Here is a 24,001-nt window from a genome sequence, read left to right on the forward strand (position 1 = left end):
TATTACTCCTTCACAAACTTTTTTACCAATTCACTATTCTTCGTTTTTATCTTTAAGAAATAAATTCCTATAGATAAATTAGAGACCTCAATCGTTTTGGTATTAGTTGTTTTATTCATCAACACTTTTCCTGTTAAATCAAGTATAGTAACACTTTCAACTACCTCATTATTTTCAATTGTTAATTGGTTTGATACTGGATTTGGGTAAATGGCTACATTGCTTAAACTCTTTTCAGTTATAGCTGTTGGTGTAATTTTCCCATAAATATCGTATTGGGCAAAAAACTGCCATATTTTTTCGGAAGCATTAAAATCGTAATTTGTTGTACCCACTACAACAGGAGCTCCTGGCCAAGTATGCCCGCCATTAATTATTTTATAATGCTCTACTTCCACTCCATTTGTTCCATTTTCATAAACATAATGTTCTGCAGTGCAGCCATCAGTAGTGCTTATATTTGGAACATTTGTAAATACAGGCGAGCTATTAGTTTGATTAAAACCTACCCAATAATTTAGTGTATTCGCTACTGACGACATTCCTGTAGTTCCATTATAAGGAACAGTTCCATCGGCAGTTCCATGTATTTCCATAACCGGAACTGGATGTTGAGGAGAACAAGTTAGCGATTGATTTGTATTCATTGTTCCTGTTACAGAAGCGATTGCAGCTATTCGATTACTTAACGAACAAGCTAAGGTATAACTCATAAAACCACCGTTTGACATCCCCGTGCTATAAACCCTACTTTGATTAATGTTATACTGAGCAGATAAAGAATCGATTAAAGCATTTGTAAAACCTATATCATCAACTGCTCCACCCCAACCAGAATTCCAATAAGGCTGGCTACTGCCGTCAAGTGTTCCCATAGGATGAACAAGAATGAAATTTGCTGTATCAGCTATTGCACGAAAATCGCCATAATACATTTGTTCAGTTGAATTACTGGTGTAACCGTGAAAATTGAGTACCAAAGGAGTTTCATTACTGGCATTGTATGATGCTGGAACGTATAAAATGTAAGTTCTATGTAAACCTCCATGTATAATGGTATCTGTAATTGTTTGTTGACTAAAACAATTCAAAACAAAAAATAATAGCAAAGCTAAAAAAGTAGTTTTCATAAAAATAAAGATAAACTATTTTTTTAAACTACTTCGTTACAATCAATTTCCCTATTTAAGTGATTTACTATAAGTCCGCATAAAAATTAGATTAGTTACGTATCAGTATCGATTAAAATTAGATACAACTATAATTAATTTGAATCATGCGTTTTACTCGATCCTTCAATTAATAAATTAAGTTCTTTAAATTCTTCATGAGTAAATTCTCTAAATTCTCCTTTGGCTAAATCGCCTAAATGAATATTCATAATTCTAACTCGCTTAAGGGTTACAACTCGATAATCTAAATATTCACACATTCTTCGGATTTGACGATTTAATCCTTGAGTTAGAATAATTCTAAATGTAAAGTCATTCACTTTCTCAACTTTACATTTTTTAGTAATAGTATCCAAAATTGGGACACCATTCCCCATTTTTTTAATAAACTCATCACGAATAGGCTTATTAACTCTAACGATATATTCTTTTTCGTGATTATTTCTTGCTCTTAAAATCTTATTTACAATGTCCCCATCGTTTGTTAAAAATATTAATCCTTCACTTGGTTTATCTAATCTACCTATTGGAAAAATACGTTTGGGATAATTTATAAAATCAATGATATTGTCTTTTTCTACACCTGTATCTGTAGTACATACTATACCTACGGGTTTATTAAATGCCAAATAAACAAACTCTTCTTTTGGGGCACTAATCAATTTACCATCAACTCTTACCTCATCTCCTGCTGCTATTTTTGTACCCATCTCTGGAACAACACCATTTATAGTAACTCTGCCTTGCTCAATTAACTTATCTGCAGCTCTTCTTGAACAATATCCTGCCTCACTTAAATACTTATTTATTCTTGTTAACTCCATCACTATATTTTGAGTTGTAAAATTATGAATTTACAACAATAACTGACGCTATATTAATTATGTCTAGCACCTTTTAAAATTTTAAAAACATGTAATACTGCAGGAAATATGGCATCCATACTTTCTTTAGCTCCATTAGTGGATCCTGGCAAAGCTAATACTAGTGAATTATCAATTGTACCCGCTATACTTCTACTTAGCATTGCATAAGGCATTCTATCTTGACCATAATTTCGAATTGCCTCTTCTATTCCTGGAATCTCTCTTGTTAATAATGGCTTTAGAGCTTCTGGCGTAACGTCTCTGTTTGAAAGACCTGTTCCCCCAGTATAAATAATCATATTTACTCCTTGATCTGTGTAACTTTTCGCCTTTTCTTGAATAATGTCTTTCTTATCAGGAATTATCACATAATCTTTTATTGCAACACCACACTCTTCGAGTTTAGAAATTATGGCTTTTCCCGCTTTATCTTCTTTTTGACCTGAAGATATCGTATCAGAACAAACAACAACTGCAGCAGTTAAATCTTGTCTAAATTTATCCTTATAATCAGACTTACCTCCTTTCTTTTCCAACAACTTTATATGATGAATTTCTACCCCTTTATCAATAGGTTTCAGCATATCATACATATTTAACGAAACAACACTTGCACCATGCATTGCTTCTACCTCAACACCTGTTTTATAAATTGTTTTAATCGTTACTTTAATGACTATTTCTAATCCATTTATTTCATAATCTATTCCAGTATATTCTATTGGCATAGGGTGACAATCAGCTAAAATTAGTGGCGTATTTTTTACACCTAATAAACCAACAGCCTTACACATCGAAAAAACGTCACCTTTAGGTACCGTTTTATTGTTTATTGCTTCTATTGTTTCATGTTTGCTAACTTTTACAATTGCTTGTGCTGTCGCAATTCTTAATGTAGAACTCTTATGTGTAATATCTATCATTTATTAACTTTCCATTGGTGTGATTCATCTTCAAAAATTTCTTTTCCAAAAACTGGAGCCTTTTCTTTAATCTCTTCAACTAAATATCTACAGGCATCCATTGCATTTTTTCGATGAGCAGAAGATGTAAAAACAAATAAGCAAATTTCACCAGCCTTAACTATTCCTTTGCTATGATAAATATGCATGCATGTTAAATCAAATTTATAAAAAGCACTTTCTCTTATTTCGTGAAATATATTATTAGCCATTTCTTCATAAACTGAATAATCTATAGCTTGAACAGTTTTACCGTCTATTTCATCAGCCCTAACTTGGCCTAAAAAAATATCATGTGCTCCTATATTAGTTTTTACTTGATGATGAGCAATTGATGTTGCAATTTTTTGAGGAGTTATTGCCCCTTCAACAAAAACATTTTTAATTTTTTTATCACTCATTTTAATCCTCCCACATTACAATTCCACCAGTAAGGTTAATTAAATTATCGAAACCATTTTGTGCTAAAAAATCTATAGCATGCATACTTCTAATTCCATGCTGACAATGAATCACAACTTTTTTGTTTCTATCTATTTTGTCCATATTATGAGGAATGCTTTGCATTGGAATATTAAGCGCTTTTAATTCTTCAATTTTTGGAGTTTCATAAGATTCTCTTACATCTATGACTTGAATGTCTTCTTTTTTTAAAAGCGCTTTTAACTCTTGTGCTGAAATTTCCTTCATATTTTTTTCCTTTTTTATTCCACAAAAATAATCGTAATCGTACAAATCAAAATCAATTTGCTTTGCAATATTTATTTGGTCTTCATTTCTTGAGATTTCAATAATTAATTGAGAAGCCTCCAATGCATTATATATAGCCAATTTACCTGAAAGAGGATTTCCTATATTTAAAATAAGTTTTAACACTTCATTTGCTTGCTGAGTTCCAATTAAGCCAGGTAAAACTCCTAATACTCCAATCTCAGAACAATTAGAGACAGAACATTCATCTGGAGCATTTGGAAACAAACAACGATAACTTGGTCCATCCCCATAATTAAAAACGGACACCTGTCCTTCAAACTTGTAGATAGCACCATAAACAAAAGGTTTATTAGTTTTAATGCAAGCATCATTAACTAAATACCTTGTGGAAAAATTATCAGTTCCATCAACTATAATATCGTATTGGCAAAACAACTCAAGAACATTTTTTACTGTTAATTTTTCTTGATAAATATTAAATACTATAAATTGATTTAACTGTTCTAACCTATTTTTTGCAGCTAAGGCTTTATTTGTTCCTATGTCTTGTATTGAGAACAAAACTTGACGCTGCAAATTAGTTTCGTCTACTGTATCAAAATCGATAATACCTATTGTACCAACACCCGCTGCGGTTAAGTATTGTAAAACTGGACAACCCAAACCTCCTGCTCCAACCACCAATACCTTAGCAAATTTCAGCTTTTCTTGCCCTTTATCACCTACTTTATCCAAGAGTAAATGTCTAGAGTATCGATATTTTTCTTTGTCTGAAAGCATTATCCTCCTGCAAATGGTGGCAGTAAAGCTACCTCGTCATTATTGTTTAATTTACTATCTAAATCGACTAATTTATGGTTGACAGCTATTTTAAAATTAAGTTTATCTAAAACTGAATTTTGATTAACTAAATAATCTTTCAGTTCTTGTATTGAAGTAATATTTAATTCTATTTCTTCTGCTTCCTTACTTAAAGCTTCTGCTATCATCCCAAAATATTTAAGCTTTAATATCATCTTTTTCATTTAAATTGGTAAACAGTCTTTTGCTAAAATGGCTAGCATCTACAACGTTTAAATTTAACTTTTCAAACAATGTAATCAGCTTTAACTCATTATTATCTAGTGCATTTTTAAAAGGAATTAAACATTTTTTATTAAACACTCCCATTAATTGATGAGTTATTTCATCTTTTTTTGGAATAGTAATATCTATACCTTCAGAATGGCTAATTAATAAATTTAAAATACTTGCATTTATATACGGGATATCACAACTTAGAACTAAATTTAAGTCGGTTTTAGAATGTAATAAACCGGTATAAATACCACCTAATGGGCCTTTACCTTTAATTACATCTTCAATTACCGGATAACCAAACTGCTCATATTCATTATTATTAGAAACAATAATAATATTCTCTACTACCCCCTTCACTACATTTATAATATACTGAATCATAGGTTGACCATCAATTAACATTAACCCTTTATCTTCCCCCATTCTAGAGCTACTGCCTCCTGCTAATATAATTGCTGTTCTTTCCATCAGGTTAAAATTAACTTAATGCAAGCAATAGCCAAAACAAAAGCTAACATATACTTCAATAAATTATTATTAAAATGTTTACTTCCATAATAAGCACCAAAAAAACCACCTAATACAGCAGTACCAACCAGAATAAACACTTGCTCATCTATTCTAACCCCAGAATAAATTTGACCAAACATACCTGCTGCCGAGTTTACCCATATAAATAATGCAGAAACAGCAGCAGCTTCTTTCATTTTACCCCAATGCATCAATAAGATTACAGGACTCAAAATAATACCTCCGCCTATACCAATTAATCCCGAAAAAAAACCAATACTTCCTCCTACAAAAAGTCCTTGCCAAATTTTTACATCTTTAACATTATTAACTTCTTTTCCAAATACATTTAGCATTCTAAAAATTGCAAAAACCAATAACACAGCTAATATCTTTTTATAGAATGATGCATCAACTTCTATCATTCCACCTATAAAAGCCATAGGAATAGAAGCAAAAGCAAAAACAAGAAATAATTTTTTATTGAAATGGCCTGCTTTTGTATAATGGACAAATGAAATAGCTGCTACAAAAAGATTTAATAATAAAGCTGTTGGTTTCATTGATTCAGGTGCAAAACCAAACAATGCCATCATAGCCAAGTATCCGCTTGCTCCTCCATGACCAACTGAAGAATACATAAAAGCTACTATTGGTAATAGCAATAAAAAAATCCAAATATGCTCAATTTCAAAAATGTTCATTACCCAGGAAGCATATGAACTTCTACTAAATCTCCTTTTTCAATATTATCAATTTCATCTGATAAAAAAACCAAACAATTAGCTTTAGCAAACGACAATAAGACATCAGAGCCTTGTCCTTCTAATAAGTTAACATTATTACCATTTGAAAAAGCTTTCAAAAACTCAGCTCGGCCACTTTTCTTTTTATAAGATTGATTAATGGGTAGAGTTGTTTTTACTAAAAATGGTTTTGGATTGCCTAGTTGAATGTTTATTGCTGGTTGAACATACAAGTAAAAACAATTTAATGCCGCTGCTGGATTACCTGGCAATGCAAAAACTAACTTCTTATTTTTTTTACCAAAAAACAAAGGTTTTCCTGGCTTTTGCTTTACTTTATAAAATAACTGTTCTACGTCATTTTCTTCTAAAGCAGGTTTTACAAAGTCATAATCACCAACTGAAATACCTCCAGATAATATCAGTAAATCAGAATTGTCTAGTGCTTTATTTATTGCAGATTTAGTTTCTTCAAAATCATCTATTAAAAAAACTGTTTCGGCCTCAATATCTAAATTATTTAAAGCTGATTGAAGCATTAACGTATTAGACTCATATACCTGCCCTTTTTGTAATGTGTTTCCAGTTTTTACTAATTCGTTACCAGTTGCTAAAATAGTAACTCGTGGTTTTTGATGGACTTTAATCGAAACAACTCCTAAAGAAGCTAAAAATCCAATTGCAGCAGGATTAATTTTAGTTCCTTTTTCTAATGCTAAATCTCCTTGATTTATCTGATGTCCCTCTTCACGAATATTTCCACCTATTTTCAAACCTACATCTTTCACAGATAATTGCCCACTCTCAACTACAGTCAATTCTTGCATTACAACTGTGTCACAACTTTCTGGAACTTTAGCACCTGTAAAAATTCGAACAGCTTCTCCTTTTTTAATTTCAACATCTCTTAAATCTCCAGCTGCTATTTCATCAATTATAGTTATTTTGCTTTCAATATCAGAAAACTTAAAAGCATAGCCATCCATTGCACTTTGGTTAAAACTCGGAACATTAATTGGTGCAAAAATATCCTCCGCTAAAAATAAATTTAATGAATCAAACAAACTAACTTCTATTAGCTGAGATTTACAGCAATTAGCTATCAATATTTCTTTGGCTTCCTTAACTGATATCATCCTCCAATACTTATCATTGCTCTATTTTGAGTATTTTTTTCTTTATCCTGAAAATCTTTATCACTTAACATTCCTCCACGTGATTTATTTTTAGGGTAAACTGCTTCTAGAATATATGGACCTATATCTTTTCCTTTTCTCAATGGATCTAATAAATTAGTTTCTGCATTAGAAAATAAACAATTTTTAATTCTACCATTTGCTGTTAAGCGTATTCGGTTACAACTATCACAAAATGGATTTGTTACCGTACTAATCACACCAAAGCTTCCTTCATATCCTTTTATGCGATAGTTCTTAGTTGTATCGTTTTTCTTGTCTTCTAATTTTATCAATTGATCAGAACCAAAATTTAACGATACTTTATCTAATATCTCTTGCAAAGAAACCACCTTAGAATTATCCCATTTATTTCCATCGAAAGGCATAAATTCTATAAAACGAAAAGAGACTTTATTATGTTTAGTAAATTCTATAAAATCAATAATCTCATTATCGTTTTGTCCTTTGATAAGCACAGCATTAATTTTAATATTAAAACCAGCTAAAATACATTGATAGATGTTTCGCATTACTCTATCAAAGTAATCTCTTCGAGTCATCTCCGTAAATTTATCTTTATCTAAAGTATCTAAACTAATATTTAAGTCTTTTACACCACTTTCTTTAAATAAATCGATGTACTTATCCAATAAAATACCATTAGTAGTAATTCCTAATTGAATAGGCAAAGCTGTTAATTCTCTAATAATTTTTTCAATGTTCTTTTTCACTAATGGTTCACCACCAGTGAGCCTAATCTTATTCACACCCAAATGCACAAATTCCTTGGCCAAATAAATAATTTCTTCGTGAGTAAGTATATTCTCTTTTTCTGAAAGTTGAATACCTTCTTCAGGCATACAATAAGTACATCTCAAATTACAACGTTCAGTTAAAGAAATACGCAAATAATTATGCACTCTTCCAAACTGATCTATTATTGTATTTTTTTTCTGCATATTGTAGAGTAATCTACTAAATTAAGATATTTATGACTTGCATATTAATTAGATTAAATCTGATCTAATATTTCTCGAACAGCACCTTCATAAGCAGGAATACTTTTAGCTTTTTTTATTTTCTTTAATGTTTTTTGAGGGTTAGAAAATGTTGTAGAAAAGTACTCCCAAAAATGTAGCATTTTTATCAACACATGACTTTGCCCAGACAATGCTGTTTCATATTCATTAAAAAGAGTATCATGAAATTTACCAAAAACCTCTCCTTTATTTTCCGGATAACTTAGATTGTTATCTTTAATCATTTGGGGTAAAAAAGGATCTGCTATTAAACCTCTTCCTATCATCCAGTGATCAATACTCGGAAAACGATTTTTTAGTTCATTAAATTTTTCAACCGAAGTAATGTCTCCATTATAATAAATCTTTTGAGTGGTATTATCTAAACATTTTTGAAAAGAATCTAAATCAACACCTCCCCTATAAAGTTGTTTACCAATACGAGCATGAATAGCAACATTCTTTATCGGGTATTTGTCAAGCACAGGAAAAACATCTAAAATTTCTAAAGGAGTATCATATCCCATTCGCATTTTCATAGAAACAATTATATCTGACTCTTGATGTACTTTATATAAAATGTTATCAATTTTTGTTGACTCACAAATTAACCCCGAGCCCATACCTCTTTTTGTAACCATTGGGTAAGGACAGCCTAAATTCCAATTTAGCTCTTTATACCCTAAACTCTGTACATATTTCGAAACAAATAAAAACTCTTCAGCATCGTTTGTCATTATTTGTGGAATAAGATCTGTAACTGAATTGTTTTTGGGTAATAAATCTCTTTCGTAACCAGGTTTAATTTCCAGTTTGCCGTTTAAACGAATATAGGGTGCATAAAAGGTATCTATGCCTCCAAAATATTTATTAAAAGTATTTCTAAACCGAAAATCAGTAAACCCTTGTAATGGAGATGAAAGTAGTGTAAAACTCATTTTTGACTTAGTGTTGCCCATTCTGTCCATGCCCCATCATAAACTGATGTTTTTTGTTCAGAAACCAATTCACTTGCTAGTAATAAAATACATGCTGTTATTCCTGATCCACAAGTAAAAACTAAAGGTTTATTTTCAGCATAAATTTTACTGAAAATTTGGGTTAAAGCTGCCTTAGATTTAAACTTATTATTTTCTAAAACAGTTGCATAATGTAAATTAATTGAATTTGGAATACTCCCACTCAATATGCCCTCTCTAGGATCAGGAGTAGTTCCATTAAACCTTCCTTCAGAGCGAGCATCTACTAATAATGATTTTTGAGTAACACTATTATTATTCACGAAATCATAATTTTTTATACGGTCACTTTCAAATTTTGAAGTAAAATTACCTCTTTTAAAATCTTTATTAAAAATTGTTTGAGTTTCATAGTTATTTGCCATCCAATCTGGTAAACCACCATCTAGAACAGCGATATTTTCATGTCCCATCGTTTTAAACATCCACCAAACTCTTGGACTATAAAAAATACCTCTATTATCATAAACAACAATTTTACTATCATTTTTAATCCCTAACTTTTTACAGTTTTCTTCAAATTGCATAACACTAGGAAAAGTATTTGGAAATTCACTATTATTATCGCTAAACTCATTTTTTATATCAAAATAACGAGCTCCAACTATGCAAATATTATCCTCAGAAATTTCTTGACTAGCATCTAAAATCACTATTTTTTTATCCTCTAAATTATTATTTAGCCATTGAGAAGATACTATTGATGAATACATAAATGAATTTATAAAATAATGAGAAAGTAAATTTAATAAATCGATTTTTGATAAAAGAAAAATCCCTTATTGCCTGCAATAAGGGATTTTAATTATTCTGGCGGAGGGAGGGGGATTCGAACCCCCGGTACAGTCTCCCGCACGCATGTTTAGCAAACATGTGGTTTCAGCCACTCACCCATCCCTCCAGATTAGGATGGCAAAAGTAACAATCAATTTTAAATTCCGAAATAAAAATTAAAAAAAATGAACATTTTTTTATTGAGTCTCAATTTCATCCTGATAATCACAGATTTTGTCTAAAATCATTTACATAATTCAATTGGAATGCTATATTTGCAAGTCTTGAAAAAAAGCAGATTTAATTGTTATGAAACAAATCAAATTTATTATTCTTTTATTGGTTATTGCAGTTTTTGATTCTTGTGTTGATAAGAGAGATCTTTCTAACAATACTGTTATTGCACATATATCATCAAACCCAGATGGGCTTCATCCTTTTAATGATAATTCAGCAAACAGAACTTATATTTTTAACTATACTCAACAAACCTTGGTTAGTATGGATATTGAAAATTTAGAAATAGAACCTCAGTTAATTAAAAGTATGCCTGAAGTTAGTGAGGATGGATTAGAATATACTTACGAATTAAAGGAAGGAATAAAATGGGCTGATGGGTCAGCGTTTACAGTTGATGATGTAATTTTTACAACAAAAATTCAAGTTTGCCCATTAACTAACAACACAAATGTTAAAGGTAATTACACATCTGTTATAGAATCTGTGAAAAAACACCCTGAAGATCCAAATAAATTTATAATGAGAGCAAAAACTTTACATGTTTCAAATCTTGAAATATTTGCTGAAGTTTATATGCAGCAGAAATCTCACTGGGACCCTGATGGTATTCTTGATAATTTAACTTTTGAAGAAATGTATGATGAGAATTTTAAAGCCTCTGAAGATGTTTCAAATTGGTTTAATAGCTTTAATAGTGGCGACAATAGTTACCAACCAGAAAAACTTGTTGGACTTGGGCCTTACCAAGTAACTGAATTTAATATTGGTAGTTATATTACATTAGAGAAAAAAGAAAACTGGTATGGTGATGATAATACTACAGATTTAGCATATCAAAACTATCCTGACAAAATAATTTTTAAAATTATCAGTGATGATGCTGCTTCTTACCTAGCTATAAAAAATCAACAAATAGATGTATCTACCTATATAGGTACTACTAAATTAATGAAGTTACAGGCTATTGATTATTTTAACAATAATTATCACTCCGCTTTTATGGACCAGTATTCTTATTCTTATATGGGGCTAAATATGAAACCTGATGGTACAGAATTTAAACCTTTTTTCACTGACCAAAAAGTAAGAAGAGCAATTGCTCATTTAGTTCCTGTTGATGAAATTATTGATGTAATTGTTCAAGGGCAAGCTTCAAGACAAGTAGCAAATGTTTCGCCATTAAAAAAGTCTTACAATTCTGATTTAAAAGTGATTGAATTTGATATTGAAAAAGCTAAAAAATTATTAGACGAAGCTGGTTGGATAGATACAGACAAAAACAACATTAGAGATAAAGTGGTAAATGGAGAAAAATTGCAATTCTCATTTAAGTTAAGTTACATGAGTGGAAACGCTGCAACTAAAGAAACTATTTTAATGATTAAAGAAGAAATGTATAAGGCAGGTATTGATGTTATTCCTTCTCCTATGGATTTCACTTTATTCTATAAAAATGCACAAGACCACAAATTTGATGCTATGCTTGGGGGATGGGGTGGCTCAGCAGGTTATTCAGATCCAATGCAATTATGGCATACCGAAGCATGGGCAAGTAAAGGCTCTAATTTTACTGGTTTTGGTGATGCTCAAAGTGATTCATTAATAAAACTTGCAAACACTTCTTTAAATCCAGCCGACCATATAGCTGCAACGAAAGCATTACAAAAGAAAATATATGATGATCAACCTTATGTTTTCATGTATAGTTACAAAAGAAAAATAGCAATTCATAAAAGATTTGACAATGCCAATATGTACAATGAAAAACCTGGTGTTGCACTAAACAATTTAATATTAAAACCAGAATTTAGAGGTAATACTCTTAAACCTGAATAATTAACAACATGTTAAGATATATTTTAAAAAGATTAATTGTTTTTATTCCTACGCTTATAGCAATATCACTGCTTGCGTTTGTAATAAGTATCAATGCCCCTGGAGATCCAGTTGAAAGACTTTCTAAATCGGCAAATAAAGAAGGTACAGCTAGTGAGCAATCTTCTTCTACTAAAAAAGTTAAACAAGAAATTAGAAAACGACTAGGATTAGACTTACCGGTGTTCTATTTGAGTTTAGCTACAATGGCAGATAGTGATACTCTATACAAAATTGATGATAAAGCTCACCAAGATAACCTACTTAGATTAAGTAGAAAATATGGTAACTGGGAAGCCGTTCAAAACTACTACTTAGCTTTAGTTGCTGCTGCAGAAGTTACTTCAAATATCGATGTTGAAGAAGTATGCAAATTAAATTCAACATTTACTATACAAGAAATAAATGACGGAGACTCCACTTACTTAGATACAATTTATGCCAGTAATTATTCGAAAAATGAAATTACACAAGTAAAAAGTAATACAAGTTTTGATATAATAAGCCTTCAAGAATCTTACAATGAAGATATTATATTATCAAAATTAACCGACCTAGAAAAGAGATATGCTGAAAACGAATTTTTAGCTCCTACAAAAGAATCATTTTTGGCAGTTCAAAAGGCATTTAAAAACCTTCAAGAAAATGCTACTCCATGGAAAACTTATATCCCTAAAATTACTTGGTATGGTAAAAATCAGTACCACAGATGGCTATTTGGTGATGGCGGCGAACGTAAAGGAGTATTAAGAGGAGATTTTGGAATTTCTTACATCGATAACCAACCAGTTTCTGATAAAATTTGGAAAAAATTTACAGTTTCTTTCGTATTCATTTTCCTATCTATTTTATTATCGTATATCATTAGTATTCCTATAGGTATTTACTCAGCATACAAAAAAAACTCAGCTTTCGATAAAGGTTCATCCGTAATTTTATTTGTATTGTACTCAATGCCTGGTTTCTTTATAGGAACTTTATTGTTGTATGCTTTTGCAAATCCAGATACGCTTGTTTGGTTTCCCGAATCAGGATGGCAAGACCCTTCGATTTACCAAGAAGATTGGGGCTTATTTAAATCAATGGCTCACCACTGGCCTTATATGGTTTTACCTTTAATAACCTATACTTATAGTTCTTTTGCGTTTTTGAGCAGAATTATGCGAGTTGGTATGGTTGACGTTATGGGGCAAGACTTTATTCGAACTGCACGTGCTAAAGGTTTAGGTGAAAAGAAAGTAGTATTAAAACATGCTTTAAGAAACTCCTTATTGCCAATAATTACAGTATTTGCTAATATTTTCCCTGTTGCAATTGGTGGTTCGGTAATTATAGAAGTTATTTTTTCTTTACCAGGAATGGGATTAGAAACCTTTAACGCAATACTAAATTATGACTACCCTATGATTGTAGCCATATTTACGATATCAGGATTTTTAACCGTAATTGGTTATTTAGTTGCTGATATTTTATACGCAGTTGTTGATCCTAGAATTTCTTACTCTTAATTATTATTTAGCTATGTCAGATAAAAAAAATAAACAAGCAGAGAAAGATTTTTCTTTTAAGAAATATGCTTGGAAGCAGTTTAAAAAAAGTAAACCTTCTATTATCTCATTATACATCTTATCTTTTTTAGTATTAGTTGCTATATCGGCTCACTTTATTGCAAACGACCAACCTTTATATGCTAAGTACAGAGGAAAGTCTTTTTACCCAGCATTTCAAACTTATTTTAATTCAACAAAAACAGACTCGACTATAAACCCACTTACTGGTAATGTTGAAAAATTACAATTTGACATTACAGATTGGAAACAATTAGATTTAGAAAGTGTTGTTTGGGCACCAATTCCTTATTCTCCTGAAAAACCAGACCGATATAATAGAGAATACGTTTCTCCTACTGCAGTTCAGTACTATAAAAACCCTGAAGGAAAAAGAGTACAATCTCCTAAAAAATTCCGCCACCACATGGGAACTGATGCAATTGGTAGAGATGTTACTGCAGGTTTAATTCATGGTACAAAAGTTTCATTATTAGTGGGTATTATCTCTATGGGTATTGCTGCATTAATAGGAATTAGCCTTGGTGCATTAGCTGGCTTCTTTGGCGATAAAAATTTAATTGCTACACGTTTTAGGTACTACATGACTATTTTAGGTGTAATACTTGGTTTCTTTTACGCTTTTATAGCACGTAACATTGCCATTACCGAAGGGTTTAACGAAAGTATTGGTTCTGGACTATTTCAACTAATCATAAGCATATTTGTAATGGCTCTAGTTATATTGGTTGTAAACCTTATTGGTAAACTAAAATTACCAGGCTTTTTTAGTAAAGAAGTTACTGTTCCTGTAGATTCAATTGTATCAAGAAGTATTGAAATTTTAAATTCTATGCCTCGTTTATTGTTGATTATTACTATTTCGGCAATAATGAAAGAAAGAAGTTTAGTTATCTTAATGGTAATTATAGGTATTACTTCTTGGACAGGTATTGCTCGTTTTACAAGAGCTGAATTCCTAAAAATTAGAGAATTAGAATATCTGCAGGCTGCAAAAGCTTTAGGCTATTCAAACAGAAGAACAATGGTAAAACATGCCTTACCTAATGGTTTAGCCCCTGTATTTGTATCCATTGCTTTTGGTATTGCCTCGGCTATCTTAATTGAAAGTGGTTTATCTTTCCTTGGTATTGGAGTTCCTGACGAATCTGTAACTTGGGGTTCTTTATTGAGCTTAGGACGACAAGAATTTGAAGCATGGTGGTTAGTAATGTTCCCTGGTATTGCAATTTTTATTACCATAACGGTTTACAACCTAATTGGAGAAGGCTTAAGAGATGCTTTAGATCCAAAATTAAAACAGTAATACTATCTATATTACAACTAAAAAAGCCGAATAACTTAAAGTTATTCGGCTTTTTTGTTAGTTACCCAATATCGTTTTTATATCTGGTTTAAAATATAAGTCACTTTTAAGCACCTTTCCATCTTCTCTGTAAATTGGTTGCCCATTCCCATCCAACTTACTCATATTGCTTCGTTGTATTTCTTCAAAAACTTCTTCAATTTTATGCTGCATACCATGCTTTAAAATTGTACCACATAAAATATATAACATATCCCCTAAAGCATCAGCTACTTCAACCAAATCACCATTTTCAGCAGCCTCTAAATACTCTTCATTTTCTTCACGCATCAATTTGTATCGCAACAAATAATCTTTTTCAGCAATTTTACCAATTGGTGCTTGTTCATTACCTATTTTAAAAGCATCATGAAACTCCCCTACCATGCTAATTACCTCTTGTAATCTTAATGTTTTATCACTCATTATATTCAATTTATCGTTTCTACAAAGATGAAGAATAGGTAGTTAAAAAAATTAAAAAGTCTTTAACATTTTTTAACAATGAGAAATTAACCTACATTGGTATTCTTAAAACCTCTGGTTAACTTTGGTTAGTTAAAATTGATAAAAATGGAAGAAACAAATTTTGAAAATCCAGTAACACAAGAAAGCACGAATACTAACCCTGCTTCTAGTGTAGATATTAAAGCCTTAAACGAAAGAATTCAAAAAGAAAGTGCTTTTGTAGATATTTTAACCATGGAAATGGATAAGGTAATTATTGGACAAAAACACATGACCGAACGATTATTAATTGGCCTATTATCTAACGGACACATTTTATTAGAAGGTGTTCCTGGTTTAGCAAAAACATTAGCTATTAATACACTTGCTAAAACAGTTGATGCAAAATTTAGTAGAGTTCAATTTACTCCAGATTTATTACCTGCCGATGTTATCGGTACAATGATTTATAACCAAAAGCAAGAAGCTTTTACAGTAAAAAAAGGACCTATTTTTGCCAACTTTGTATTAGCAGATGAGATTAACCGTGCTCCTGCAAAAGTGCAAAGTGCTTTACTTGAAGCAATGCAAGAGCGTCAAATTACAATTGGCGAAACTACCTTTAAACTTCCTGAACCATTTTTAGTACTAGCTACTCAAAACCCTGTTGAACAAGAAGGAACTTATCCATTACCAGAAGCACAGGTGGATAGATTTATGTTGAAAGTAGTATTAGATTATCCTAAAAAAGAGGAAGAGAAATTAATCATTAGAAATAACATTTCTAAAGCTGGTTTCCCTACTCCAAACTGTGTATTAACTCCAGACGATATATTAAAAGCAAGAAACGTTGTAAAAGACGTTTATATGGACGAGAAAATTGAACAATATATTGTAGATATTGTTAATGCAACTCGTACTCCAGAAGATTATAATTTACCAGAATATAAAAACTTAATCAATTTTGGTGGTTCACCAAGAGCTAGTATAAACTTAGCTTTAGCTTCCAAAGCATATGCTTTTATAAAACGAAGAGGTTATGTTATTCCTGAAGATGTAAGAGCAATTTGCCACGATGTACTTAGACACAGAATTGGTTTAAGCTATGAAGCTGAAGCAGAAAACATTACAACTGAAGAAATTATAAACGGTATTTTAAATAACGTAGAGATACCATAAAGACAATTTAACTATTTTGTCTTCATCAACTTATGTCAAGTAGTAATTCAAATACAACCGAACTTTTAAAAAAGGTTAGAAAGATTGAAATTAAAACCAGAGGGCTGAGTAATCAGATGTTCTCTGGTGAATATCATTCTGCCTTTAAAGGAAGAGGTATGACTTTTAGCGAAGTTAGAGAATACCAACATGGCGATGAAATAAGAACCATTGACTGGAATGTTACAGCTCGTTTTAACCAAGCTTATGTAAAAGTATTTGAAGAGGAACGTGAGATGACCGTAATGCTTTTGGTTGATGTTAGTGGATCGAAAGAATTTGGTACACAACAAAAATCAAAACAAGAGTTAGCAACAGAAATCTGTGCTGTTTTAGCATTCTCAGCAATTCAAAATAATGATAAGGTTGGTGTAATTTTTTTCTCTGATAAAATTGAAAAATTCATTCCTCCAAAAAAAGGTAGAAGTCATATTTTAATGATAATTAGAGATTTAATTGACTTTGAACCTGAGAGCAAAGGTACTGACATAGGAATGGCCTTAAAGTATTTTGCTAACGTAATTAAGAAAAGATGCACTGCTTTTATCCTTTCTGATTTTGTAGACTCAAATTTTGAAGACGCATTAAAAATTACAAATAAAAAACACGATTTAGTTGCTTTACATTTATATGATAATGCTGAAGAAGATTTACCAAATCTAGGTTTAGTTCCGCTTTTAGATGCGGAAACTAATGAAATAAAATGGGTAAACACTTCTAATAAAGACGTAAGAAAAAATTACAAAGCTGATGCATTGAGAAGAAAGGCAGAACTAAAGAATACATTTAAAAAATCGGGAGTGGATGTTGCTGAAATTGCAACCGACCACGACTACGTTAAGCCTCTAATGAACTTATTTAAAAGAAGAGAACATTAATGAAAAAATTATTTTACATATTAATCTCTTTTATTTGTTTAGCTCAAGTTAATGCTCAAACCTATTCAGTTGAAGCTATTGCTGATACAAATTCAATTTTAATTGGAGAACAAATAAATATTTCATTAAAAACAACTTATACAGTTAACGAAGGAGCAATTTCAATTGGATTTCCCACCCTGTATGATACTATTAATCAGTATGTAGAAATTGTAAACAAGACTAAAATTGATACGTTAATCCCAAATAAAGAAGAACCTTACACCTTTCTTCAAGAACAAATAATAACCGTTACTTCTTTCGACTCTGGCTATTATGCCATTCCACCTTTTCTGTTTGTTGTAAATAACGACACAATAGCATCAGAACCTATTTTAATAGAAGTTCAAACAATGCCAGTTGATACTGCACAAGCAATTTTTGACATAAAAGGAATTATTGACGAACCTTTTTCTATTACTGATTGGTTAAAAGATAATTGGTGGTGGTTAGTAGCTATTTTAGTGCTTGCAATTGTTATTATTTGGGTTATTAAGTACTTGAAAAACAGAAAGCCAGAAGAAATTATTGAAGAAGTTGTTCCTCAAATACCTGAGCATATTATTGCATTAGAAAAACTAGAAAAAATAAAAGAAGAAAAACTATGGCAGGAAGGGAAAGTAAAATTATACCATTCTCATATTTCAGAAATATTAAGAGAGTATATTGAAAACAGATATCAAGTGAATGCCTTAGAGGAAACGACATCTGAAATATTGCATGGATTAAGATTGCAAAACATTTCCCCGGAGTTAATGAATAAATTAACTCAAACATTAACCTTAGCCGATTTAGTAAAATTTGCTAAAGAACAACCCCTTGCTAACGAAAATGAAATGAGTATTGGTGCTGCAATAGAATTTGTTAATACAACTAAATTAATTATCACTGAGAGTAAGGATGCAAATTAATTGGAACGACATATCATTTGCTAACCCTGAATTTTTCTGGGCTTTGTTATTTATCCCTATTTTATTGGTGTGGTACATTTTACGCAACCGCAAATTGCAAGGTTCTATTAAAATTACTTCCCTAAATACTTTTAGCGATTTAAAAACAAACATTTCTCGTCACTCAATTATCGCCTTGAGATGCTTAGGATTAGCTGCTTTAATAACAGCAATTGCTCGTCCTCAAACATCATTAAGTTGGCAAAATGTAACTACTGAAGGTATTGATATTGTAATAGCATTGGATATTTCTGGTAGTATGTTAGCAGAAGATTTTCGACCAAATAGATTAGAGGCTTCTAAAGATGTAGCAATGGATTTTATTGCCGAACGCCCAAATGACAGAATTGGATTAGTAATTTATGGTGGAGAGAGTTTTACCCAATGTCCTTTAACTAGTGACCATGATGTATTATTAAATTTATTTGGCGGCATCCAAAACGGAATGATAGAAGATGGAACTGCAATTGGTATGGGATTAGCAACAGCTGTAAACCGTTTAAAAGATAGTGAAGCAAAAAGTAAAGTTGTTATTTTATTAACTGATGGTTCAAACAATTCTGGATCAATACCACCTGTTACTGCTGCCGAGATAGCTCGTGAATTTGGAGTGCGAGTTTATACTGTTGGAGTTGGTTCGATGGGTGAAGCTAGAATGCCTTTTCAAGACCAATTTGGTAGAATACAATACCAAAATGTACCTGTAAGAATTGATGAAAAAACATTAAAAGATATTGCTTCTATTGCTGATGGAAAATATTTTAGAGCTACAGATAAAAACAAACTAGAAAATATTTACAAGGAAATTGACAAGTTAGAGAAGTCAAAAATTAATGTAACTGATTACAAAAAAAAATCAGAACATTTTTGGCCATTTGCCTCATTAGCTGCAGCTTTATTATTACTTGAATTTTTATTAAAAAACATAATATTTAAAAGCGTTGTTTAGGTTCGAACATCATATTGCATTATGGGCTTTAGCAGTAATTATTCCGCTAATAGTTATCGTATATCTTTTTATTCAAAATTGGAAAAAAAGAAAACTGAGAGATTTTGGTAACGCAAATGTTATAGAACGATTAATGCCTAATGTAGCAAAAAAGCAGCCTGTTGTAAAATTTATATTGTTCACTTTAGCAATGATTTCTTTGCTAATAGGTATTGCTAATTTACAATACGGAACTAAGCTTGAAGAAGTTAAACGTGAAGGTGTAGATTTAATGATTGCTCTGGATGTAAGTAATAGTATGCTTACTGAAGATCTTTCTCCAAATAGATTAGAAAGAGCCAAACGAGCAATTTATCAGTTAATTGAAAAGTTACATAACGACCGTTTAGGAATTATTGTTTTTGCTGGAGAAGCTTATGTGCAATTACCAATTACAACTGATTATTCTGCTGCCAAATTATTTTTAGAAACGATTGGTACAGATATTATACCTAAACAAGGTACAGCTATTGGTTCTGCTATAGATTTAGCTATGGAATCTTTTGATTTTGAAAACAGCACAAGTAAATCAATAATTGTAATTACAGATGGTGAAAACCATGAAGATGATGCTGTAAAATCGGCTACCGCTGCTGCTGAACTAGGTGTTTTAGTTCACACCATTGGTATGGGATCTGAAGGTGGTGCACCAATTCCAATTTATAGAAACGGTAAGCAAATTGGCTTTAGAACAGATAATGCTAACAACACAGTTGTATCTAAATTAAACGAAAGCATGCTTAAAGAAATTGCTACTGCTGGTGAAGGAACTTATGTTAGAGCTACAAATGCAAATGCTGGCTTAGGTATTATTATGAACGAAATTAACCAAATGGAAAAAACTGAATTTGATAGTAAATCTTATAGTGATTACGAAGATCGTTTTCAACCATTTTTATTACTAGCTCTACTTTTGTTTGTAATTGAATTTTTCATCTCTAATAGAAAAAGTAGCAAACTGGATAAAATTAATTTGTTTAAAGTGAAAGAATGATAAAGTACATTTTATACATATTAACATTTATTATTTCATTCTCGGCTTTTGGTCAAGAAGAGAAAAAACACATCCGTGAAGGAAACAATCTTTATGAAGAAGGAAAATTTGATGAGGCTGAAAATAGCTACAATACTGCTTTACAAAAAAATAGTCAATCTGTAAAAGCTGAGTTTAACTTAGGTGATGCATTGTACAAACAAAAAAAATTCGCTGAAGCTGCTCAACAATTTCAAAAAGTTGCTGAACACACTAGTAATGATGAAATAAAAGCAAATGCTTATCACAACATTGGTAACTCATTATTACAAGCAGAAAAATATGATGAAAGTATCAAGGCTTACAAAGAAGCTTTAAAACTGAACTCAAAAGACGATGAAACTCGTTATAATTTAGCCTACGCTAAAAAGAAATTACAACAGCAACAAGAACAACAAAAGAAAGACGACGAGAAAAAAGACGACAAAGATAATAAAGACGAACAGAACAAAGACAAGGATAAACAAGACCAAAAAGATAATAAGGATAACAAAGACAAGCAAGACGAACAGAACAAGGACAAGCAAGACAAGAAGGGCGAAGAAAATAAAGATAAACAAGACCAAAAAGACGGCGAAAAAGACAAAGAAGATCAAGAAAAACAAGAGCAACAAAAACCGAATCAAATTTCTAAGCAAGATGCACAGCGAATGCTAGATGCACTTAACAATCAAGAGAAAAAAGTGCAAGCAAAATTGAAAAAGAAAGGAGAAAAAGGAGAAAAAACAACCATTGAAAAAGACTGGTAACAAAATGATTATTGTCAACTAAATAATTGATTATTTTGTACAATTAAATGAAAGCATTTATTAAACATATAGGACTTACTTTTATTGCAATTATAATTGCATCAAGCATCTTTGCTCAAGATTTTGAATTTACTGCTGCTACAAGTAGAACTGAAGTAGCCACAGGAGACCGTTTTCAAATTGAATTTGCAGCGAACGGAAAAATCACAAATTTTAAAGCTCCTAACCTTTCTAACTTTAGAGTTTTATCAGGTCCAAACCAATCTACCAACATGTCATGGGTAAATGGTAAAACAAATGCATCTTACAGTTATAGCTATATTTTAATGGCTGTTAAAGAAGGTGAATTCACCATTGGACCTGCCGTTGCTGCTCATGAAGGTAGTGCTTACAATACCAATTCATTAAAAATAACAGTTAGCAAAGGAGCAAATGTTCAGCAACAAAGTAATTCTCAATCTAATTCAAAAGTTAGTCAAGAAGATGTTGCAAAAGATTTATTTATTAAATCAAGCGTTAATAAAACTACTGCTTACCAGGGAGAACAATTAATTGCTTCTTATAAGCTTTATACAAAAGTGAATATTGCCGGAAATGAATTAGTTAAAAATGCTGATTTAAATGGCTTTTGGAGTCAAGAAATTGATATGGGACAAACACAATGGAGCCAGGAAGTTATTGGAGGATACCGTTGGAATGTGGCTACAATTAGAAAAATAGTGTTATTTCCTCAGCGTTCTGGTGACCTAGAAATTGACCCTCTTGAAATGAAGTTTATTGTACAACGAAGAGCAAGTGGTGGTGGGAACTCTCCTTTTGATCAATTTTTTGGACGAGTGGAAAACGTTGAAATACCTTTAAAAAGTAAAGCAATAAAAATAAAAGTGCTACCCCACCCTACAGAAGGTAAACCTGAAAGTTTTAATGGAGCTGTTGGTCAGTTAAATATGACTTCAAACATTACTGCAAATAAGGTGAAAGCAAATGAAGCTATCAATATTAAAATAAAAATTTCAGGAAAAGGAAACATTCCTTTAATTGACAATTTAGGAATAGAATTCCCTGATGACTTTGAAACTTACGACCCTAAAATTAATGACAACTTCAGTACAACAAGTAATGGTGTATCTGGCTCAAAAGAATTTGATTACTTAGTAATACCAAGACATGCTGGCACTTTTAATATTGCACCAATCGAATTTAGTTATTTCGATCCTTCTACTAAAAAATATAAAACATTAACTTCAGAGCCTTACACTATTGAAGTTGAGAAAGGTGACGGTTCAGCTAATAATGTTACATATTCTGGAGCTAACAAAGAAGATGTAGAAATTTTAGGAAACGATATTCGTTACATACACCTAAAAGAAATAAAAGTGAGCTCAGCTACAACTAGTTTTTACAACAGCTTATTATTTTACATTTTACTTTTAAGTGCTCCTCTCCTTTTTGTGCTTGCTTTTATTTTTAGAAATAAAATTAGAGCTTCTCAAAAAGATGTGATTGGTAACAAGAAAAAGAAAGCAGGTAAAGTAGCAAGTAAACACTTAGCTTCTGCTAAAATTAGTTTAACCAACAACCAACAAAAAGAGTTTTATGAAAATATTTCTAAAGCGATTTACGGTTATGTTAGCGACAAATTAAATATTGCTTTATCTGAGTTGAGTAAAGAAAATATAACCCAAAAGCTATCAACAATACAAATATCTGAAGCAACAACAAAAGAGCTATTAGATACGCTTGAACTATGCGAAATGGCTCGCTTTGCTCCTATTTCTGTTTCATCTCAAGAAATTTACAATAAAGCTGAAAATAGTATTAACAAAATTGAAGAGGAGGCAAAATCATGAGAAATTTTAGCCTAAACATCGTTACTTTATTTTTATTCAGTTTATTAGTTAGCAATGGCTTTGCTACTTCAATCAAAGACCCAAATATTGATTATAACAAAGCAAACGAATTATATGCTGAAACAAAGTACAACGAAGCAATAGAAATATATGAGCAGCTTATTAAAGATAATATGTTATCAACTGACATCTTCTTTAATTTAGGAAATGCCTATTATAAAGTGAATGATATTCCTTCTGCAATTCTAAACTACGAGAAAGCACTAAAATTACAACCTGATAATGAAGACGTTATTTTTAATTTAAAATTAGCAAACGGTAAAACCATTGATAAAATTGAAGCAGCTCCCGATTTATTTATTACAAGTACATGGAACACTTTAGTTACTTCCAAAACTGCTGACAGTTGGGCATACTATACAATTAGTTTATTTTTTATTGCACTTATTTTATTTGTGAGTTATTTAATTTCTTACCAAATTCTTATTAAGAAATCAGGCTTTTATGGTGGTTTATTCTTTTTAATATTAGGTTTATTTTGCTGGTTAATGGCTGCTCAAAATACCGCTTACCATGAGCGTTCGGCAGAAGCTATTATATTTACAGAAACGGTTACAATTAAAAGTGAACCAAATACAGCAAGTGAAAAATTATTCACACTTCACGAAGGAACAAAAATTAAAGTTTTAGAAACAACTACAGATTGGGCTAAAATTAAATTACCAAATGGTAATGAAGGTTGGTTGAGGACGTCAGATATTAGAACAATCTAATCTCTCAA

General features: G+C 31.3%; 24 protein-coding genes and 1 tRNA gene. 11 read left to right on the forward strand and 14 right to left on the reverse strand.

What is annotated here, in order from left to right:
- Nucleotides 1-2: 2 nt before the first annotated feature.
- From FRY74_RS00870 to FRY74_RS00930, 13 genes are all read right to left on the reverse strand, one after another.
- Entirely contained in the window at nt 3-1,130 is a 1,128-nt protein-coding gene (locus FRY74_RS00870; RefSeq protein ID WP_147097697.1) for a T9SS type A sorting domain-containing protein, read from the reverse strand.
- A gap of 134 nt (nt 1,131-1,264) precedes the next feature.
- A complete protein-coding gene (rluF, locus tag FRY74_RS00875; RefSeq protein WP_147097699.1) occupies nt 1,265-1,996 on the reverse strand; it encodes a 23S rRNA pseudouridine(2604) synthase RluF in 732 nt (243 codons plus the stop codon).
- A gap of 53 nt (nt 1,997-2,049) precedes the next feature.
- Nucleotides 2,050-2,961 carry a bifunctional molybdenum cofactor biosynthesis protein MoaC/MoaB gene (moaCB, locus tag FRY74_RS00880; protein ID WP_147097700.1) on the reverse strand — a complete coding sequence of 304 codons (912 nt, stop codon included), beginning with the start codon at nt 2,959-2,961 and terminating at the stop codon, nt 2,050-2,052.
- A complete protein-coding gene (locus FRY74_RS00885) occupies nt 2,958-3,401 on the reverse strand; it encodes a molybdenum cofactor biosynthesis protein MoaE (RefSeq protein WP_147097702.1) in 444 nt (147 codons plus the stop codon). Before FRY74_RS00885 ends, moaCB begins: the two co-directional genes overlap by 4 nt.
- 1 nt (nt 3,402) lies before the next feature.
- Nucleotides 3,403-4,494: a molybdopterin-synthase adenylyltransferase MoeB gene (moeB, locus tag FRY74_RS00890; protein ID WP_147097704.1), complete on the reverse strand. Its 1,092-nt coding sequence runs from the start codon at nt 4,492-4,494 to the stop codon at nt 3,403-3,405.
- Nucleotides 4,494-4,730, reverse strand: coding sequence for a MoaD/ThiS family protein (locus tag FRY74_RS00895; protein WP_170227911.1), 237 nt, complete (start codon nt 4,728-4,730; stop codon nt 4,494-4,496). The genes moeB and FRY74_RS00895 overlap by 1 nt, the downstream gene beginning before the upstream one ends.
- Nucleotides 4,714-5,262, reverse strand: a complete 549-nt coding sequence (gene mobA / locus FRY74_RS00900) for a molybdenum cofactor guanylyltransferase (protein WP_147097708.1) — start codon at nt 5,260-5,262, stop codon at nt 4,714-4,716. Before mobA ends, FRY74_RS00895 begins: the two co-directional genes overlap by 17 nt.
- The gene (locus tag FRY74_RS00905) at nt 5,262-6,008 is read right to left on the reverse strand and encodes a sulfite exporter TauE/SafE family protein (protein WP_147097710.1); all 747 of its coding nucleotides are present in this window, start codon (nt 6,006-6,008) and stop codon (nt 5,262-5,264) included. Before FRY74_RS00905 ends, mobA begins: the two co-directional genes overlap by 1 nt.
- The gene (locus tag FRY74_RS00910) at nt 6,008-7,186 is read right to left on the reverse strand and encodes a molybdopterin molybdotransferase MoeA (RefSeq protein WP_147097712.1); all 1,179 of its coding nucleotides are present in this window, start codon (nt 7,184-7,186) and stop codon (nt 6,008-6,010) included. The genes FRY74_RS00905 and FRY74_RS00910 overlap by 1 nt, the downstream gene beginning before the upstream one ends.
- Nucleotides 7,183-8,187, reverse strand: coding sequence for a GTP 3',8-cyclase MoaA (moaA, locus tag FRY74_RS00915; protein WP_147097714.1), 1,005 nt, complete (start codon nt 8,185-8,187; stop codon nt 7,183-7,185). Before moaA ends, FRY74_RS00910 begins: the two co-directional genes overlap by 4 nt.
- 53 nt (nt 8,188-8,240) lie before the next feature.
- Nucleotides 8,241-9,185, reverse strand: a complete 945-nt coding sequence (locus FRY74_RS00920) for a tRNA-dihydrouridine synthase family protein (RefSeq protein WP_147097716.1) — start codon at nt 9,183-9,185, stop codon at nt 8,241-8,243.
- Nucleotides 9,182-9,979 (reverse strand): sulfurtransferase, encoded by a 798-nt coding sequence (locus tag FRY74_RS00925; RefSeq protein WP_147097718.1) that lies wholly within the window; start codon nt 9,977-9,979, stop codon nt 9,182-9,184. Before FRY74_RS00925 ends, FRY74_RS00920 begins: the two co-directional genes overlap by 4 nt.
- 98 nt (nt 9,980-10,077) lie before the next feature.
- A tRNA-Ser gene (locus tag FRY74_RS00930) sits at nt 10,078-10,167 on the reverse strand.
- Between the two features lie 182 nt (nt 10,168-10,349).
- Between FRY74_RS00930 and FRY74_RS00935 the strand changes: the two genes are divergently transcribed.
- Genes FRY74_RS00935 through FRY74_RS00945 form a run of 3 tightly spaced genes read left to right on the forward strand, consistent with a single transcriptional unit; the run spans nt 10,350 to nt 15,029 of the window.
- Nucleotides 10,350-12,116: an ABC transporter substrate-binding protein gene (locus tag FRY74_RS00935; RefSeq protein ID WP_147097719.1), complete on the forward strand. Its 1,767-nt coding sequence runs from the start codon at nt 10,350-10,352 to the stop codon at nt 12,114-12,116.
- 8 nt (nt 12,117-12,124) lie between these two features.
- Nucleotides 12,125-13,663 carry an ABC transporter permease gene (locus tag FRY74_RS00940; RefSeq protein WP_147097720.1) on the forward strand — a complete coding sequence of 513 codons (1,539 nt, stop codon included), beginning with the start codon at nt 12,125-12,127 and terminating at the stop codon, nt 13,661-13,663.
- A 13-nt stretch (nt 13,664-13,676) separates the two neighbouring features.
- On the forward strand, nt 13,677-15,029 hold the full coding sequence (locus tag FRY74_RS00945; RefSeq protein ID WP_147097722.1) for an ABC transporter permease: 1,353 nt from the start codon (nt 13,677-13,679) through the stop codon (nt 15,027-15,029).
- Between the two features lie 57 nt (nt 15,030-15,086).
- On the opposite strand, the gene FRY74_RS00950 is transcribed toward FRY74_RS00945, so the two are convergent.
- The gene (locus FRY74_RS00950; RefSeq protein WP_147097723.1) at nt 15,087-15,494 is read right to left on the reverse strand and encodes a pyrophosphohydrolase domain-containing protein; all 408 of its coding nucleotides are present in this window, start codon (nt 15,492-15,494) and stop codon (nt 15,087-15,089) included.
- 147 nt (nt 15,495-15,641) lie between these two features.
- On the opposite strand from FRY74_RS00950, the gene FRY74_RS00955 reads away from it, so the two are divergent.
- The 8 genes from FRY74_RS00955 to FRY74_RS00990 are packed head-to-tail and all read left to right on the forward strand — an operon-like array spanning nt 15,642 to nt 23,993.
- Entirely contained in the window at nt 15,642-16,694 is a 1,053-nt protein-coding gene (locus tag FRY74_RS00955; protein WP_147097725.1) for an AAA family ATPase, read from the forward strand.
- A gap of 32 nt (nt 16,695-16,726) precedes the next feature.
- Nucleotides 16,727-17,611, forward strand: a complete 885-nt coding sequence (locus FRY74_RS00960; protein ID WP_147097726.1) for a DUF58 domain-containing protein — start codon at nt 16,727-16,729, stop codon at nt 17,609-17,611.
- Nucleotides 17,611-18,561 (forward strand): hypothetical protein, encoded by a 951-nt coding sequence (locus FRY74_RS00965; RefSeq protein ID WP_147097727.1) that lies wholly within the window; start codon nt 17,611-17,613, stop codon nt 18,559-18,561. The genes FRY74_RS00960 and FRY74_RS00965 overlap by 1 nt, the downstream gene beginning before the upstream one ends.
- The gene (locus tag FRY74_RS00970; protein ID WP_223265792.1) at nt 18,551-19,549 is read left to right on the forward strand and encodes a vWA domain-containing protein; all 999 of its coding nucleotides are present in this window, start codon (nt 18,551-18,553) and stop codon (nt 19,547-19,549) included. The genes FRY74_RS00965 and FRY74_RS00970 overlap by 11 nt, the downstream gene beginning before the upstream one ends.
- A complete protein-coding gene (locus tag FRY74_RS00975; protein WP_147097729.1) occupies nt 19,542-20,582 on the forward strand; it encodes a VWA domain-containing protein in 1,041 nt (346 codons plus the stop codon). Before FRY74_RS00970 ends, FRY74_RS00975 begins: the two co-directional genes overlap by 8 nt.
- A complete protein-coding gene (locus FRY74_RS00980; RefSeq protein WP_147097730.1) occupies nt 20,579-21,370 on the forward strand; it encodes a tetratricopeptide repeat protein in 792 nt (263 codons plus the stop codon). The genes FRY74_RS00975 and FRY74_RS00980 overlap by 4 nt, the downstream gene beginning before the upstream one ends.
- A gap of 47 nt (nt 21,371-21,417) precedes the next feature.
- Nucleotides 21,418-23,220 (forward strand): BatD family protein, encoded by a 1,803-nt coding sequence (locus tag FRY74_RS00985; protein WP_147097732.1) that lies wholly within the window; start codon nt 21,418-21,420, stop codon nt 23,218-23,220.
- Nucleotides 23,217-23,993 carry a tetratricopeptide repeat protein gene (locus FRY74_RS00990; protein ID WP_147097734.1) on the forward strand — a complete coding sequence of 259 codons (777 nt, stop codon included), beginning with the start codon at nt 23,217-23,219 and terminating at the stop codon, nt 23,991-23,993. Before FRY74_RS00985 ends, FRY74_RS00990 begins: the two co-directional genes overlap by 4 nt.
- The last annotated feature ends 8 nt before the right edge of the window (nt 23,994-24,001 follow it).

The organism is Vicingus serpentipes (genome assembly GCF_007993035.1).
Classification (GTDB): Bacteria; Bacteroidota; Bacteroidia; order Flavobacteriales_E; family Vicingaceae; genus Vicingus; species Vicingus serpentipes.

Excerpts from the sequence above, each read along its gene's own strand:
- FRY74_RS00935 (WP_147097719.1), top strand. The coding sequence starts at position 10,350 with ATGAAACAAATCAAATTTATTATTCTTTTATTGGTTATTGCAGTTTTT.
- FRY74_RS00940 (WP_147097720.1), top strand. The coding sequence starts at position 12,125 with ATGTTAAGATATATTTTAAAAAGATTAATTGTTTTTATTCCTACGCTT.
- FRY74_RS00970 (WP_223265792.1), top strand. The coding sequence starts at position 18,551 with ATGCAAATTAATTGGAACGACATATCATTTGCTAACCCTGAATTTTTC.
- FRY74_RS00925 (WP_147097718.1), bottom strand. The coding sequence starts at position 9,979 with ATGTATTCATCAATAGTATCTTCTCAATGGCTAAATAATAATTTAGAG.
- FRY74_RS00990 (WP_147097734.1), top strand. The coding sequence starts at position 23,217 with ATGAGAAATTTTAGCCTAAACATCGTTACTTTATTTTTATTCAGTTTA.
- FRY74_RS00965 (WP_147097727.1), top strand. The coding sequence starts at position 17,611 with ATGAAAAAATTATTTTACATATTAATCTCTTTTATTTGTTTAGCTCAA.
- FRY74_RS00920 (WP_147097716.1), bottom strand. The coding sequence starts at position 9,185 with ATGAGTTTTACACTACTTTCATCTCCATTACAAGGGTTTACTGATTTT.
- moaCB (WP_147097700.1), bottom strand. The coding sequence starts at position 2,961 with ATGATAGATATTACACATAAGAGTTCTACATTAAGAATTGCGACAGCA.
- moeB (WP_147097704.1), bottom strand. The coding sequence starts at position 4,494 with ATGCTTTCAGACAAAGAAAAATATCGATACTCTAGACATTTACTCTTG.
- rluF (WP_147097699.1), bottom strand. The coding sequence starts at position 1,996 with ATGGAGTTAACAAGAATAAATAAGTATTTAAGTGAGGCAGGATATTGT.
- FRY74_RS00910 (WP_147097712.1), bottom strand. The coding sequence starts at position 7,186 with ATGATATCAGTTAAGGAAGCCAAAGAAATATTGATAGCTAATTGCTGT.
- FRY74_RS00985 (WP_147097732.1), top strand. The coding sequence starts at position 21,418 with ATGAAAGCATTTATTAAACATATAGGACTTACTTTTATTGCAATTATA.
- FRY74_RS00905 (WP_147097710.1), bottom strand. The coding sequence starts at position 6,008 with ATGAACATTTTTGAAATTGAGCATATTTGGATTTTTTTATTGCTATTA.
- FRY74_RS00895 (WP_170227911.1), bottom strand. The coding sequence starts at position 4,730 with ATGATATTAAAGCTTAAATATTTTGGGATGATAGCAGAAGCTTTAAGT.
- FRY74_RS00980 (WP_147097730.1), top strand. The coding sequence starts at position 20,579 with ATGATAAAGTACATTTTATACATATTAACATTTATTATTTCATTCTCG.
- FRY74_RS00950 (WP_147097723.1), bottom strand. The coding sequence starts at position 15,494 with ATGAGTGATAAAACATTAAGATTACAAGAGGTAATTAGCATGGTAGGG.
- FRY74_RS00955 (WP_147097725.1), top strand. The coding sequence starts at position 15,642 with ATGGAAGAAACAAATTTTGAAAATCCAGTAACACAAGAAAGCACGAAT.
- FRY74_RS00945 (WP_147097722.1), top strand. The coding sequence starts at position 13,677 with ATGTCAGATAAAAAAAATAAACAAGCAGAGAAAGATTTTTCTTTTAAG.
- mobA (WP_147097708.1), bottom strand. The coding sequence starts at position 5,262 with ATGGAAAGAACAGCAATTATATTAGCAGGAGGCAGTAGCTCTAGAATG.
- moaA (WP_147097714.1), bottom strand. The coding sequence starts at position 8,187 with ATGCAGAAAAAAAATACAATAATAGATCAGTTTGGAAGAGTGCATAAT.
- FRY74_RS00885 (WP_147097702.1), bottom strand. The coding sequence starts at position 3,401 with ATGAGTGATAAAAAAATTAAAAATGTTTTTGTTGAAGGGGCAATAACT.
- FRY74_RS00960 (WP_147097726.1), top strand. The coding sequence starts at position 16,727 with ATGTCAAGTAGTAATTCAAATACAACCGAACTTTTAAAAAAGGTTAGA.
- FRY74_RS00870 (WP_147097697.1), bottom strand. The coding sequence starts at position 1,130 with ATGAAAACTACTTTTTTAGCTTTGCTATTATTTTTTGTTTTGAATTGT.